A 13755-nucleotide genomic window follows, 5' to 3' on the forward strand; every position below is an offset into this window, starting at 1 on the left:
CTACCGCTCATCCTGAGTAGGGACTGAGCTTGGGAGGGTTCCCATGAAAGTAATACTTTCATGGGGCCCGCGAAGGCCCGTATCGAAGGACCGTCCTTCGATACGCCGTTTCGACAGGCTCGCAAGTTTACCCTGAGCGCCTGCCTTGGCAGGCAGTCGAAGGGGCTACTCGGGATGAGCGAGGTGGGTTGATTTCCCCGAGCCCTAATCCAGCGGCTTCTCGCCGGCGAAGTTCAGCCGTTGCGAGATCCGATAATCGGCGATGGCGACGACGAAATAAGCGATCGCCCAGCGCAGCCGGTTGAGCAACGTGCGCTGCTTGCGATGCTCCTCCAGGGTGATCTCGGTCGAATTGGCGACCTCGCCGTCGACGTAGCGGCGCATCGCCGCGGCGAAGGCGGCGTCCTCCACGCGAAGCATCATCTCCAGATTCAGGAACAGGCTTCGCATGTCGAAATTGGCCGAGCCGATGTGCACCACGTCGTCGAGCACGAACAATTTCGTGTGAAGCTTGGTCGCCGCATATTCGAAGATCCGCGCTCCGCGCTTCAGCAGCGCCCAATAAGTGTGGCGGGCGGCGCCGACGCTCGCCTGGTGATCCGTCTTGGCCGGGGTGATGACCCGCACGTCGCCGTGCCGGGCGACGTCGCCCGTGCGGCGCATCAGCACCGGGCCGGGCGAGAAATAGCCGGCGATGATGTCGAGCTTGCTCGCCCGCTTCATGTCCACCCGGACGGCCCGTGCCCAGGGGCTCAGCCGCCGGGTCGGGCCGCCGAACAGCCAGTGCATCGCGCCTTCCGTGACGCTGTTTTGCTTCAGCAGCCGGCGAAGCTCGCGCATGCGCGCCTCGGGGCGAAGCGCCCAGGCGAACAAAGCCTCGAAATAGCCGACCAGGCAATCGACGCTGTCGCCCTCGACGAGCAGGCCGAGGTCGCGCCAGGCGCCGTCCTCGATCAGGCCGAAATAATCGTCCGAGATGTTGAAGCCGCCGATGATCACCCGCCGGCTGTCGGCCAGGGCCAGCTTCTGGTGGTTGCGCAGCAGATAGCGCCGTCCGTAGCGCGGCACGAAGCGGCAGAAGCGCGCGCCCTCGTCGGCGAGCGGCGCGAAGAAGCCCTCCTTGGCTCCCGCGGCGCCGAAGCCGTCGACCAGCAGCGCGACATCGACCCCGCGCTGCGCCGCGCGAACCAGCGCATCGCGCACCCGCGTCCCCGCCTCGTCCGCGCACCAGATGTAGTAGAGCAGGCGAAGCGACGTCTGGGCCTCGTCGATCAGGGCGATCAGCGCCTCGAGACGCTCCGGGCCTTCCGCGAGCAGGGTTAGCCGGTTGCCGGCCACTTCGTGCGCAGTGATTTTCGGGTCCGCCTCGCTCATGCTGCGCTGCCTAGACGCATGACGCCAAGCTGGGAAGGCGGCGAAGCTTGTTCTACGAACGGCGCGTGCCCGTCGAACGCCTCACGCTCAGCGACTTCCGCTCCTATCCCGACGCCCTCGTCGCCCCGGGGCCGGGCTTCGTCATCCTCACCGGCGAAAATGGCGCGGGCAAGACCAACTTGCTGGAGGCGGTCTCGCTGCTGTCGCCGGGACGCGGCCTGAGGGGCGCGGCCCTGGCCGAGATGGCGCGGCGTGGCGGGGCGGGCGGCTTCGCCGTCGCGGCGCGGGTCGAAGGGGTGGATTTGGGCACCGGCACGACCGCCGAGGCGCCCGACCGGCGCCAGGTGCGCATCAACGGCGCTCCGGCCTCGGCCAATTCGATGTCCGAACGGCTCTCGGTCCTGTGGCTGACCCCGGCGATGGACCGCCTGTTCGCCGAGGCCGCGGGGGGCCGTCGGCGCTTCCTCGACCGTCTCGTCCTTGCCCTGCGTCCCGATCACGCCGCCAACGCCGCGCGCTACGAAGCGGCGATGCGCGCGCGCAACAAGCTGCTCGCCGAGGAGCGGCCCGACGCTTCCTGGCTGACGGCGCTGGAGGCGCGGATGGATGAGCACGGCACGGCCCTCGCCGAAGCGCGCGCCGCGACGGTCGGCGCGCTGGCCGAGAGGCTGGCCGCCGCGCCGGAAGGCCCGTTCGCGCGGGCGGACCTTTCGCTCGAGGGCGTAGAGAGCGGCGACCTGGCGGGTGCCCTCGCCGCCGGGCGAAGCCGCGATGCGGTCGCCGGGCGTGCCTTGGTGGGCCCGCACCGCACCGATCTGCTCGTCACCCATCTCGGCAAGAACCAGCCGGCCGCGCTCTGCTCGACCGGCGAGCAAAAGGCGCTCCTGATCGGCCTCATTCTCGCCCATGCCGATCTCGTCGCCGCGCGGACGGGGCGGCGGCCGATCCTCCTCCTCGACGAGATCGCCGCCCATCTCGATCCGAGCCGCCGCGCGGCTTTGTTCGAACGGCTGGCGGCGGCCGGAGGGCAGGTGTGGATGACGGGAACCGAGATTGCGCTCTTTCGGGGGCTGAACGACACGGGCTGCTGGATTACAATTGAGGAAGGGATCGCGCGCCGGACGGACTAGGTCAGCCCCTCTCTCTTTCCTCCGTGTCGCACTCTTCCGACGTCTCAATCGGGTGTACGAAACGCTCAAACCCGTGCTGGGCGATATCCTGCTCATATTTCTTGAGCATGTCTTTTGCATAAGTGTCGTAACTGCCGGGAGGCATCTCGTCGCCTTCGCTAAATTCCCGGAGCGCTTCGAAAAAGCGCTTCACCACGTTTATTGCCGTATTGTATCGGACGCCCTGTTCGGACTTCAACTTCGTCCACGTTGGTTCAGTTATGCGCAGCACCGCAGCCAGAACCTTGACCGTCTTAAAGACGATTCGGATGTCTCGGCGTAGGGACTGGTCGATCCCCCACCTTCCAAATCTATCCATGGGCCCCCGACGTAATTTTTAGAAATTTTTCACTGAATAGGATTGATCGTAATTGTTTTAAGCAAGCCCTGCGGGTTTAGGTGCACGTAGTTTCATGTCAACCGCCTTAGGCCTGAGAGGGCGTAATCATGCCTGCCAAGGCGAGTACAGGCGATAGTTCCAAAACCCGCTGGTTAGGACGCGAAGGTTGTCAAAAACAAAAGCTCGATGCCATGCTTTCCCACAAATCGACCCAAGCGTATATGATTGATTTCACTACAAAATTTCTCAATGCGCACTTGACCCGAAACGATCTTCCGTGCGAAGAGGGGCCACACCGGGAGGCGTGACCCCTCTCCACCAAGACAGCCGGCCAAAGCCGGCGCTTCGAGTCTCGGCTGACAAGCGACTCATAGCGCCGCCGCCTCCCGGCGAAAAGCCCTTGAAGGGTCCAAGGGCGCCGGCCGTCGATCACGATCCACCAGGATCGGAGGGAAGGACGGTATGAAACACTTGCACCAATTTGGGCGGGAGGCCTTGGCTCCGAGCAATGATCTCGCAGCGAGACTCAATGGGAATTACGGGCGACTCGAAGACCGTCTTCGGGTCTCTGGCTGGGCCCGGTATTCTCTGGCGGACTTGCCATACCCTCCTTGGCTGCTGGACGAGTTCGAGCGTTTTGCGAAGCTCGCATTGCTCGACCTGCCGGCGGACCGCGATGATCCGACGCGCCAACGCAGGCGCCGCTATGGCCGGTTTCTCTGGATACCCTCTCTCGGCGTCCTGCTTCCGGTCGCTCGAGAGGTCGACGTGGCTGGCGCGATCGTTACCCATTTCGTTCAGGGGGCCGATTTTCAGCCCGAACTGGGTGGAAAGGTACGCGAGTTCGGGGCCTTAACCGAACCTATCTTTCGCTCGCCGGTTCTGCGGGCCCTCATCGAAGCGGACTGGCGAGTCGCTCGCCGCGCCGATGTGCTGCCCGAGAGCACCGTGTATCTGGTCGGAGCGCATATCCAGAAGCTTCAGCCCCGCAGGCAAAAAAAGTCCAATATCACGCCCAATACCACCCACCGTGATGGCGAGCTCGCAACCTTTGTTCACATGCTGGACGTTCGTAACGTCATCGGGGGGTGGAACGCCGTGACCATGCTCGACGGAGTGGGCCACCATCCTTCTGAGCTGGCCCCGTCGCGCGTGCTCGCACGTTTCACGCTCAAGGACGTGGGTGCCGGTTTCGTTGTGGACGACCGGAAAGTTGGGCACTTTCTCGAGGGCGTGAGGCTGGAGGATCCGGCCCAACCCGGACATCGCGCAACCCTGCTGATTGATTTCTGCCCGGCCAGATGGCTGCTTTCAAACGAGTCGCCGCCGACCGCAGAGGCCGGCGCCGTCACGCGCCTGACGGTCGGCGGCGGTCGGATAGCTTAGCGGCGCGAATGCGCCGCGACGAATTCGCGGAGCGCCGCGCGCGCCTCGGCCTCGCGAAGCGCCGTGCCGTGCGTGCCCGCGACCGTCACCATGTTCACGCCGACGCCACGCGCCCGTAACTGCTCGGCGAAGGCCTGCATGTTGCGCGGGCGGACCACCTCGTCGCCGCGCGAGGAGAGCAGCAGGATCGGAGCGCCGGCCGATACGGCGTAGCTCAGGAAGTCGAAGCGCTGGAGCTCCGGATCGACGTGCAGCCGGACGAACGGCTTGGCGATGCCGGGCACGAAATTGCGGCCCACCGCGGCGATGTCGGCCGCGGTGCCTTCCAGGATCAGCCCGTCAAACCCGCCCGCGCGCGCCATCGCCGCTGCCTGGCTGCCGCCGAACGAGAGACCGTAGGCGAACAGTGCCCCGCCGCCGATCCACCCGCGCCTGCGCAATTCGCTGACCAGCGCGGGCCCGGTCGCGATCGACGCATCGATCGTAGCGGGCACGTTCGTGCCGCCGCGCCCGGGATAATCGTAGAAGATGAGATCGGCCCCGGTGGCCGCTGCAAGCGCGGCGGCGAGGTGGCTCGAAGCGGAGACGAAGCTGGCATTGCCTCCGCTGTAGACGATCACCGTCTGGCTGGCCGGGTTGTCGAGCCGGACAGCATGGATGGTACCGAGGTCCGGCAGATCGAGCATTGCCTCCGTGATCGCGTAGCCGGCCGGCGCTACCAGCGCGACGCCGGGCGGCGGCGCTTCAACTTGCGGGAAGAAGCTGGTCTGGTCGATCACCGCGGTACAGCCGCCGAGTGCCGCGGCCAGCGCGCCTGCAAGGCAAATCCTCAAGTTTCGCAAAGCCATCGCCCCCTGCCAAGCCTTTGGTGAAGCTCGCCGGAGGGCGCTGAACGCCGGGTGAATGCGGGCGTTCGGCGGTGCCGGATTTCCGCCCTTTTTCCTTGGGTTTCGGGGCCCGATTCCCTATATCCTGTCCATGACAGACACCCCCAATGAAAACAGCTACGGCGCCGATTCCATCAAGGTGCTGAAAGGCCTCGATGCGGTCCGCAAACGGCCCGGCATGTATATCGGCGACACCGACGACGGATCGGGCCTCCACCACATGGTGTTCGAGGTTTCCGACAACGCGATCGACGAGGCTCTCGCCGGCCACTGCGACCGTATTCTGATCACCCTCAACCCCGACGGGTCGGTCAGCGTCGAGGACAATGGCCGCGGAATCCCGACCGGGATCCACGCCGAGGAGGGCGTCTCGGCGGCCGAAGTGATCATGACCCAGCTCCATGCCGGGGGCAAGTTCGAGAACACGTCGGACGACAATGCCTACAAGGTGTCGGGCGGGCTTCACGGCGTGGGCGTCTCGGTGGTCAACGCGCTTTCCGAATGGCTCGATCTCACCATCTGGCGCGACGGCGAAGAGCATTACATGCGCTTCGCTTATGGCGATGCCGTCGCCCCGCTCAAGGTGGTCGGCCCGGCCGGCGGCAAGAAGGGCACGCGAGTCACCTTCCTGCCCTCGCCGGCGACGTTCAAGATCATCGAGTTCGATTTCGAGCGGCTCGAGCACCGCTTCCGCGAGCTCGCCTTCCTCAACTCGGGCGTGCGCCTGGTCCTCGCCGACGCCCGGCACGAGGAGAGGGTGGAGCACGAGCTCTATTACGAGGGCGGAATCGCCGCCTTCGTCAAATATCTCGATCGCGCCAAGACCGCGCTCATTCCGGAGCCCATTTCAGTCTCCGGGCAGCGCGACGATATCGGCATCGAGGTCGCGCTCGAATGGAACGACAGCTATTACGAGCAGGTCCTCTGCTTCACCAACAACATCCCGCAGCGCGACGGCGGCACCCACCTCGCGGCGTTCCGTGCGGCGCTGACCCGAACGCTCAACAATTATGCCGAAAAATCGGGCATCATGAAGCGCGAGAAGGTCAGCCTCACCGGCGAGGACATGCGCGAGGGGCTGACCGCGATCGTCTCGGTCAAGCTGCCCGATCCCAAGTTCGGCTCGCAGACCAAGGACAAATTGGTCTCCTCCGAGGTGCGCCAGCCGCTCGAGAGCCTGATGGCCGACAAGATGGCCGAATGGCTCGAGGAGAATCCGGGCCACGCGCGGACCATCATCCAGAAGATCATCGACGCCGCGGCGGCGCGCGAGGCAGCGCGCAAGGCGCGCGAAGCCAGCCGCAAGTCGGTGCTCGGAATCGCCTCGCTGCCCGGCAAGCTGGCCGATTGCCAGGAGCGCGATCCGGCCAAGTCCGAATTGTTCCTGGTCGAGGGCGACAGCGCCGGCGGCTCGGCCAAGCAGGGCCGCAACCGCGAGGTCCAGGCGATCCTCCCGCTCAAGGGCAAGATCCTCAACGTCGAGCGCGCCCGCTTCGACCGCATGCTGTCGTCGAAAGAGGTCGGCACCCTCATCCAGGCGATGGGCACCGGAATCGGCCGCGACGATTTCAACATCGAGAAATTGCGCTACCACAAGATCATCATCATGACCGACGCCGACGTCGACGGCGCCCACATCCGCACCCTCCTGTTGACCTTCTTCTACCGGCAGATGCCGGAGATCATCGAGCGCGGGCACCTCTTCATCGCCCAGCCGCCGCTCTACAAGGTCGCCAAGGGCCGCTCGGAGGTCTACCTCAAGGACAATGCCGCGCTCGACGATTACCTGATCGACGCGGGGGTCAACCTCACCGCACTGGAGACTCCCGCGGGCCCGCGCTCGGGCGACGACCTGCGCGCGCTGGCCGAGCACGGCCGCCGTGTCCGCATGTTGATGGCCTATGTGCCGCGCCGCTACGATCCGGCGATCATCGAGGGGCTGGCGCTGACCGGCGCGCTCGATCCGAAGCTCGCTCCCGCCCAGCGCGCCGGAGCGCTGTCGCTCACCCAGGAGTGGCTGAACGCGGTCGACGAGGAGGGCCAATGGTCGGCCGAGATCGGCGCCGACGGCGACTATGTCCTGCGCCGCGCCTGGCGCGGGGTCACCGATCACCACGTGATCGACCACAAGTTCCTCGTCTCGGCCGAGGCGCGCAAGCTTCACGGCCTCGCCGTGCCGGAGGCGGCGACCTATGCCGGCGCCTCGCGCCTCGTCTCGCTGCGCGGCTCGCCGGTCCAGGCCGAGGCGGCCGAGGAGACGGGGGAGAATGAGGGCGACGCGCCCAAAGCCCCGGCCCCCGATCCGCGCGGCGCGATCGTCACCCGTCCGACCGAGCTTCTGGAGGCGATCCTCGCCGCCGGCCGCAAGGGCCTTTCGGTGCAGCGCTACAAGGGCCTCGGCGAGATGAACGCAGATCAGCTCTGGGAAACGACGCTGGACCCGACCAACCGCGCCTTGCTCAGGGTCGAGGTCGCCCAGGCCGACGTGGCCGACGAGATCTTCACCCGCCTGATGGGCGACGTGGTCGAGCCGCGCCGCGACTTCATCCAGGAGAACGCGCTGAACGTCGCCAATCTTGACGTCTGACGGCAACGCGCCGCCGCCCTGGCCGGGCGGCTTCTTCATGCCGCGCTACCGCCCGCTCGTCAGCGGCGCCTGGGAGATCCGGATGCTCCCGCTCGGCATCATGCCGGGCTATTGGAGCCCGCCCGCCCCGGTCCGGGACGTGCCGATCCTGCTGCGCGATCGCGTCAGTTGGATGTCGCTCACGCCGAACGAGATCGAAAGCCAGGGCGTCGGCATCAGCTTCGCGCGCGGCCATGTCCTGCTCATGGGCCTCGGCCTTGGCTGGGCCGCCGCGGCCTGCGCGGCGCTGCCGACGGTGTCGGCCGTCACCGTGGTCGAACGCGATGCGGACGTGCTTGCGCTGCACGAGGCGCTCGACATCCTCGCCCAACTTCCGGCGGAGGCCCGCGCCAAGCTTCGTATCGTCGCCGGCGATGCGCTGGCCTATACGGCCGACAGGCCGGTCGATCTGCTCCTCCCTGACATCTGGCAGACGCTTGTCGGCGACGATCGCGTCGAGCAGGTGCGCGCAATGCAGGCCAATGTGCGCGCATCCTCGATCCACTTCTGGGGCCAGGAGCTGGAGATCGCGCGCCACGCCCGCGCCGCCGGTCGCGCGCTTGACGATCGAGGCATCGCCGCCACCGTCGCCGACTTCGGCCTTCCCCTCGTCGGCCCAACCTATCCCGGATACGCCGAAAAGGCGGCTGCGGCCGCCGACAGGTGGATGGCGAACCGCTGGCTGCCGGTCCGACACGCCTAGGCGGGCGTAGGGCTGGCGCCGCCCTTAATCGTGACGCCGCGATTCAGCAGCTTCCGTCGAACAGGCACTGCGCCCGTGCGGCGAGTGCGCGGTGGGCGGCGATCTGCTCGGCGCGGATTTCGGCGTAGCGGACGCGGTCGCGATAGATACGGCCGAGCAGCGAAACCGCCTCCCGGTCCGCCGCCAGGGCGTCGAGAGCTATGTGGCACGAGAAGTTGCCGCTCACCGTATCGACCCGCCAGATGGTGTGCGGATCGATATGCTCGCCGAATCGCTGGAACGTGTCGCGGAAATAGTCGAGCTGAAGGTTCGCGAACCGGTCGGTGGCCGCCGCGGCATGGAGGAGCTGCCGGAGCTGCGCGTCGGGCAAGAGTTCGAGCGCGCCGGCATCGCCCGCCTCCTCGAGCGCCGCGGTCTGCAGCCGCGCGCCCGGAAGACGAAGCGCGCCGCAGGCGTAATTGGGTCGTGCCGCGATCCGGGTCCGCTGCGCCGGATCGGCGATCGCGCGCGCCAGTCCCAGAACCTGCGCCGTGTCCTCGATGAACTCCCCCTGCCGCTCCTCCAGCGCCGTGGCGTTGCCGCGCGATTCCTCGGCCAGCCGCTCGAAATAGAGCTGCCGCTCCTGATTCCGCCGCCAATGCTCGGCCCAGCGGTCGAGCTGGAAGGCGATCAGGATGCCGAGGACGACGATCAGAAGTTCGCCGGCAACCGCGGCCCAGTCCGTCTTGCGGGCGCGGGCCGCGGTGCGCGACCAGATTCCCGCCGCGGCCATCCTGAAACGCGTCAATGCCATTCGCCTGCCCCTTTCCCGGCATGATCGTTCTGCCATGCCGGGACGGGAGAGGCGAGGGGCTACTTGCCGCCGTCGGCGGCGGCGAAGCGCTGCCGCTCGGCAAGCTCGGTCAGGCGCAGGAACTCGCGCCGCCAGTAATTGTCGCCGGCGCCCGCCTCGGCGAGTCGCCGCGCGTCGGCGAAGGTGAAACGCCCAAGATTGGCGTCGCCCCTCAGCAACTGGCCGTAGCCGGCCACCGCTGCTGCGAAGGCGCTGTCGCCGCGCGGCGCGCGCGCCGAGGCGACCAGCGCGGCGCTCACCGGCTGCTCGATCAGCCGCGATTGCTGTTCGCCGGGCAGCTTGTAGCGAAGGCGAAGGAAGGCGAGCTCCCCATTGTCCGGCCCTGCGCCGGCCGGGCGCTGGTTGGTCTCGTAGCGGCGTCCAGGCAGCCAGCCGCGCCTTCCGGCGGGGACGATCTCATAGAGCGCGGTCACCTGGTGGCCGGCGCCGATCTCGCCCGCGTCGATCGCGTCATTGTCGAAATCTTCCTCGCGCAGCGCCCGGTTCTCGTAGCCGATCAGCCGGTACTCGCTGACATAGGCCGGGTTGAACTCGACCTGGATTTTCACGTCATGGGCGATGGTGAAGAGCGTCGAAGCGAGCTCGTCCTCGAGCACCTTCGAGGCCTCGCGCGGGGAATCGATATAGGCGTAATTGCCGTTCCCGTGGTCGGCGATCTGCTCCATCATCGCCTCGTTGTAATTGCCTGTGCCGAAGCCGAGCGTGGTCAGCGTGATCCCGTCCGCGCGCTGCCGCTCGACGAGGTTGATCAGCGCCTGGTTGTCGGTGACGCCGACGTTGAAGTCGCCGTCGGTGGCGAGGATCACCCGGTTGATCCCGTTCTCGGCGAAGTTGCGCCGCGCCACGTCATAGGCGAGTTGGATGCCCTGAGCGCCCGCGGTCGATCCGCCGGCCTGAAGGTTCTTCAGCGCCTCCACGACGGCGTCGCGGCTCGACGTCGGCTGAAGCACGACCCCCGCGGCGCCGGCATAGACGACGATCGCCACCCGGTCGCGCGGGGAGAGCCGGTCGGCGAGCAAGGCCAAAGAGCATTGCACCAGCGGCAGCTTGTCGGCGCTGTTCATCGAGCCTGAGACGTCGACCAGGAAGACGAGGTTGGCCGCCGGCCGCTCGCGCCGCTGAAGGTCGTAGCCGCGCAGCCCGACGCGAAGCAGCCGCGTCTCCGCGTTCCACGGAGTCGTCGTCATGTCGGCGTTGACGCTGAACGGCCGCGAACGGTCGGTCGGCGGCGGATAATCGTAGCGGAAATAGTTGAGCATCTCCTCGGTCCGCACCGCGCCTTCGGGCGGCGTCTCGCCGGCGGTCAGCATGCGCCGGACATTGGCGTAGGAACCGGTATCGACGTCGATCGAGAAGGTGGAAACCGGAGTCTCGGCAACCGACTGGACGGCGGCGACCTCGCGCCCCGCATAGCGTTCACGATTTTCGGCGCCGCCGACGAAGCCGGTCGGCGCATTGCCCCCCAAATTCGGCTGGCGGACGCGCGATCCGGTCACCGCGATCTGGTCTTGGGCCGAGACCGAGGGGGGCGGCGGAGCCATTGGGGGAGGTGGCGGCGGCGGCGGGGGAGGCGGAGGGGCATAGCTGGGCATCGGGACCGGGGCGCCGGCGACGCCCTGCGCTCGGCCCCGCCCGCGGCCATAGGAATAGCCGTCGCGGTCTTCGTTGAATGCTCGAAGGAAGGGCGCGCAACGGGCGTCGGGATCTTCGCCGCGCACGGTTCGCTCGCCGCGCTGGAACGCCGCGGGTGCGGGGGAGATCGGGGCAGGGGGAAGACCGGTGAGTATGAGGGCGGCCAATGAAATCGTGCCGAGCGTGCGCATGTTCATCCTCCTCCGCAAGAGAGATGTGACAATATCACATCGGCGCGGCTGAATGGATGATGAACCTCGCTAGGACGGATCGACATCGGCGTAATTCGCTTGTTTCGCTTCGGATATTCCGTTGCCCGTCACCCCCGCGAAAGCGGGGGTCCAGCTTGTTTTCTTGTCTAGGAGATTGAAGAAGCTGGATTCCCGCTTTCGCGGGAATGACGATGAAAACGAACGTCGACCCGTCCTAGGTCCCGCGCAGCGCCCGCTGCAAACGTCCTCGGTCGAGCAGGCCCGGCCGGTCGGCGAACAGCCGGTCGAGCAGCGCGCCGTCGAGGCCGTAGAGCCGTTTCGCGAGGGCAGGCCGCGCCTCGGCCGGTGCATCGCCGATCGCCCTGACGATCGAGCGCGCCGGCTCGCGCTTTTTCCAAAGCTGCTTCGCCTCCACCTCGAACGCGTCTTGGAGCGCGGGGCCGGCGAAGCTCTGGTGGCGGGCGAGGAGCAAGGCGGTGCGCGCGGCATCGCCGACGGCGCGGCCCGTGACCGGATGAATGAAGCCGCCGCGAAGGCCGATCTTCGCGACGCGCGCCCCGCCGAGCCGCCAGAAGGCGGAGAAATCGCCGCCGAACGGCAGCGGCCTCGCCGCGGCCCGCTCGGCGAGCGTCTCCGGCCTGCTCCAGGGGCGCGCCTTCACATAGGCGTCGATCCGAGCGCCGGCTTGCTCGTCGCCCTGGGAACGCTCCGAGATGCAGATGTCCGCGATCGCCATCCGGTCCTCCGACAGCGGCACGCACTCGAAATATCTGAGGCCCGCGCCCTGATCGACGGTGGCGTCGATCAGCACCGGCCGGTCGACGCCGTGCGGCGCTCCGAAGCGATAGTCGCGCTCCAGCCGCGCTTCGTAGAGCAATTCCAGCGCCGACAAATTGGCCGCGCCCCGCGCGTCGATCGCCCCTTCTGCCTTCACCGTCTCGCCGCCGTCGAGGACCAAAGCGTCGTCGCGCACCGCCACTACCTTGGTGCCCAGCCGGTATTGGCCGTGAGCGAGGGTCGCGACCATCGCCCGGTGAAGGCTCTGCGCGTCAAGGTCGCCCCACGCGCCCTTCATCTTGCGCGCGAGGTCCGGAAAGGCGAGGTAGAAGCCCGGCCAGAGCGCGGGCGCGATCGGGTCGATCAGCGCCGTCCCTTCCGGTCCCAGCTCGTCCTGTGCGAACAGGCGATGGCCCTCCCCGCCGAACGTCTCGCGTTCCTCGACGATCAGCAGCGGGACTTCGGGCCGGGTCCGCGCCATGGCCAGCGCCGCGAGGCAGCCCGCCATCCCGCCCCCCGCGATGAGGATTCCGTCTCGCCTGCCTCGCGCCATCCGGCGCTCCTACCGCAATCCTGCGGCGCCGCGCCACGCTTTCGCCGCACGAGCCCCATTTTGGGACTGCGCGGCGCGCTGGAGGCGCTATAGACAAAGCGTGAACGACGCGCCCTCCCCGCCCCAGCGCAAGATCATCCATGTCGACATGGATGCCTTCTACGCCTCGGTCGAGCAGCGCGACGATCCGGCGCTCAGGGGACGGCCGCTCGCGGTCGGCGGCGGGGTGCGCGGCGTCGTCGCGGCGGCGAGCTACGAGGCGCGGCGCTTCGGGGTGCGCTCGGCCATGCCCGCGGTCACCGCCCAGCGCCGCTGCCCGGAGCTGGTCTTCGTCAAGCCGCGCTTCGACGTCTACCGCGCCGTCTCGCAGACGATCCGGGCGATCTTCCTCGATTACACGCCGCTGGTCGAGCCGCTCAGCCTCGACGAGGCCTATCTCGACGTCACCGAGGACCTCAAGGGCATCGGAGTCGCCACAAGGATCGCCGGGGAAATTCGCGCGCGCATCCGCGCCGAGACGCAGCTCACCGCGAGCGCGGGGGTCTCGTACAACAAGTTCCTCGCCAAGCTCGCCAGCGACCAGAACAAGCCGGACGGCCTGTGCGTCGTCCCCCCGGGCAAGGGCGAGGCGTTCGTCGGCCCGCTGCCGGTCAAGCGCTTCCACGGGGTCGGGCCGAAGACGGCGGAGAAAATGGCGGCGCTCGGCATTCTCACCGGCGCCGATCTGCGGGCCCAAAGCCTTGCTTTCCTGACCCACAATTTCGGTAGCTCGGGCGACTATTATTACAACCTCGCCCGCGGAATCTGCCACCGCCAGGTGAAGCCCGATCGGCCCTACAAGTCGATCGGCGCCGAGGACACCTTCCTCGAGGATCTGTCCGACGAGGCCGCGCTCCGCGGCGAGCTCGACCGCATCAGCCAGACCGTGTGGCGGCGGATCGAGGACAAGGGGATCGTGGGACGGACGGTGACGCTCAAGGTCAAGTATCGGGACTTCCAGATCGTCACCCGCGCGCGCAGTCTCGGCCGCGCCGTGGCGGGCCGTGAGGAGTTCCTCGAAATCGGTTGCGCCCTCCTCCACGGCCTGATGCCGCCGCCGAAGAGCATCCGCCTGCTCGGCCTGACCCTGTCGGGCCTTTCCGATCGCAAAGCCTGGCCGCTTGGCGTTGAGTTGGAGCTGCCGCTCTAGATCGGCATCGGCTGAGGTTCGCAACCTTCTACCCCAGCTTCGTTCTCCGGGCGC

At 67.4% G+C, this 13755-nt stretch carries 11 protein-coding genes; 5 read left to right on the top strand and 6 right to left on the bottom strand.

Translation table 11 applies throughout. The features are described from left to right. Positions 1-204: 204 nt before the first annotated feature. Positions 205-1374 carry a phosphatidylserine/phosphatidylglycerophosphate/cardiolipin synthase family protein gene (locus E6G92_12290; protein TMJ20478.1) on the bottom strand — a complete coding sequence of 390 codons (1170 nt, stop codon included), beginning with the start codon at positions 1372-1374 and terminating at the stop codon, positions 205-207. Positions 1375-1439: 65 nt separating this feature from the next. Here E6G92_12290 and recF point away from each other — a divergent pair, with 65 nt between their 5' ends. Continuing rightward, complete coding sequence (recF, locus tag E6G92_12295) at positions 1440-2504, top strand: DNA replication/repair protein RecF (protein ID TMJ20479.1); 1065 nt, start codon at positions 1440-1442, stop codon at positions 2502-2504. A gap of 1 nt (position 2505) precedes the next feature. On the opposite strand, the gene E6G92_12300 is transcribed toward recF, so the two are convergent. After that, positions 2506-2697 (bottom strand): hypothetical protein, encoded by a 192-nt coding sequence (locus tag E6G92_12300; GenBank protein TMJ20480.1) that lies wholly within the window; start codon positions 2695-2697, stop codon positions 2506-2508. A gap of 648 nt (positions 2698-3345) precedes the next feature. Between E6G92_12300 and E6G92_12305 the strand changes: the two genes are divergently transcribed. After that, positions 3346-4269, top strand: coding sequence for a hypothetical protein (locus tag E6G92_12305; protein TMJ20481.1), 924 nt, complete (start codon positions 3346-3348; stop codon positions 4267-4269). Here E6G92_12305 and E6G92_12310 read toward each other — a convergent pair. Next, positions 4266-5117 (bottom strand): hypothetical protein, encoded by an 852-nt coding sequence (locus E6G92_12310; protein TMJ20482.1) that lies wholly within the window; start codon positions 5115-5117, stop codon positions 4266-4268. The two genes, E6G92_12305 and E6G92_12310, sit on opposite strands and share 4 nt — an antisense overlap. 130 nt (positions 5118-5247) lie before the next feature. On the opposite strand from E6G92_12310, the gene gyrB reads away from it, so the two are divergent. Continuing rightward, on the top strand, positions 5248-7743 hold the full coding sequence (gene gyrB / locus E6G92_12315) for a DNA topoisomerase (ATP-hydrolyzing) subunit B (protein TMJ20483.1): 2496 nt from the start codon (positions 5248-5250) through the stop codon (positions 7741-7743). Next, the gene (locus E6G92_12320; GenBank protein ID TMJ20484.1) at positions 7733-8485 is read left to right on the top strand and encodes a hypothetical protein; all 753 of its coding nucleotides are present in this window, start codon (positions 7733-7735) and stop codon (positions 8483-8485) included. The genes gyrB and E6G92_12320 overlap by 11 nt, the downstream gene beginning before the upstream one ends. Positions 8486-8528: 43 nt before the next feature. On the opposite strand, the gene E6G92_12325 is transcribed toward E6G92_12320, so the two are convergent. The 3 genes from E6G92_12325 to crtY form a co-directional block, all read right to left on the bottom strand. Beyond that, on the bottom strand, positions 8529-9278 hold the full coding sequence (locus E6G92_12325) for a hypothetical protein (protein TMJ20485.1): 750 nt from the start codon (positions 9276-9278) through the stop codon (positions 8529-8531). A gap of 59 nt (positions 9279-9337) precedes the next feature. Beyond that, complete coding sequence (locus tag E6G92_12330) at positions 9338-10930, bottom strand: VWA domain-containing protein (protein ID TMJ20824.1); 1593 nt, start codon at positions 10928-10930, stop codon at positions 9338-9340. A gap of 466 nt (positions 10931-11396) precedes the next feature. Continuing rightward, positions 11397-12512, bottom strand: coding sequence for a lycopene beta-cyclase CrtY (gene crtY, locus E6G92_12335; GenBank protein ID TMJ20486.1), 1116 nt, complete (start codon positions 12510-12512; stop codon positions 11397-11399). On the opposite strand from crtY, the gene dinB reads away from it, so the two are divergent. Then, the gene (gene dinB, locus E6G92_12340; protein ID TMJ20487.1) at positions 12481-13701 is read left to right on the top strand and encodes a DNA polymerase IV; all 1221 of its coding nucleotides are present in this window, start codon (positions 12481-12483) and stop codon (positions 13699-13701) included. The genes crtY and dinB overlap by 32 nt on opposite strands. The last annotated feature ends 54 nt before the right edge of the window (positions 13702-13755 follow it).

Source organism: Alphaproteobacteria bacterium, assembly GCA_005883305.1.
In the GTDB taxonomy this organism is placed as follows: Bacteria; Pseudomonadota; Alphaproteobacteria; order Sphingomonadales; family Sphingomonadaceae; genus Allosphingosinicella.

Bases quoted from the DNA above. Each gene is read 5' to 3' on its own strand.
- E6G92_12325 (TMJ20485.1), bottom strand. From the start codon at position 9,278: ATGGCATTGACGCGTTTCAGGATGGCCGCGGCGGGAATCTGGTCGCGC.
- crtY (TMJ20486.1), bottom strand. From the start codon at position 12,512: ATGGCGCGAGGCAGGCGAGACGGAATCCTCATCGCGGGGGGCGGGATG.
- E6G92_12330 (TMJ20824.1), bottom strand. From the start codon at position 10,930: ATGCCCAGCTATGCCCCTCCGCCTCCCCCGCCGCCGCCGCCACCTCCC.
- E6G92_12290 (TMJ20478.1), bottom strand. From the start codon at position 1,374: ATGAGCGAGGCGGACCCGAAAATCACTGCGCACGAAGTGGCCGGCAAC.
- gyrB (TMJ20483.1), top strand. From the start codon at position 5,248: ATGACAGACACCCCCAATGAAAACAGCTACGGCGCCGATTCCATCAAG.
- dinB (TMJ20487.1), top strand. From the start codon at position 12,481: ATGAGGATTCCGTCTCGCCTGCCTCGCGCCATCCGGCGCTCCTACCGC.
- E6G92_12310 (TMJ20482.1), bottom strand. From the start codon at position 5,117: ATGGCTTTGCGAAACTTGAGGATTTGCCTTGCAGGCGCGCTGGCCGCG.
- E6G92_12305 (TMJ20481.1), top strand. From the start codon at position 3,346: ATGAAACACTTGCACCAATTTGGGCGGGAGGCCTTGGCTCCGAGCAAT.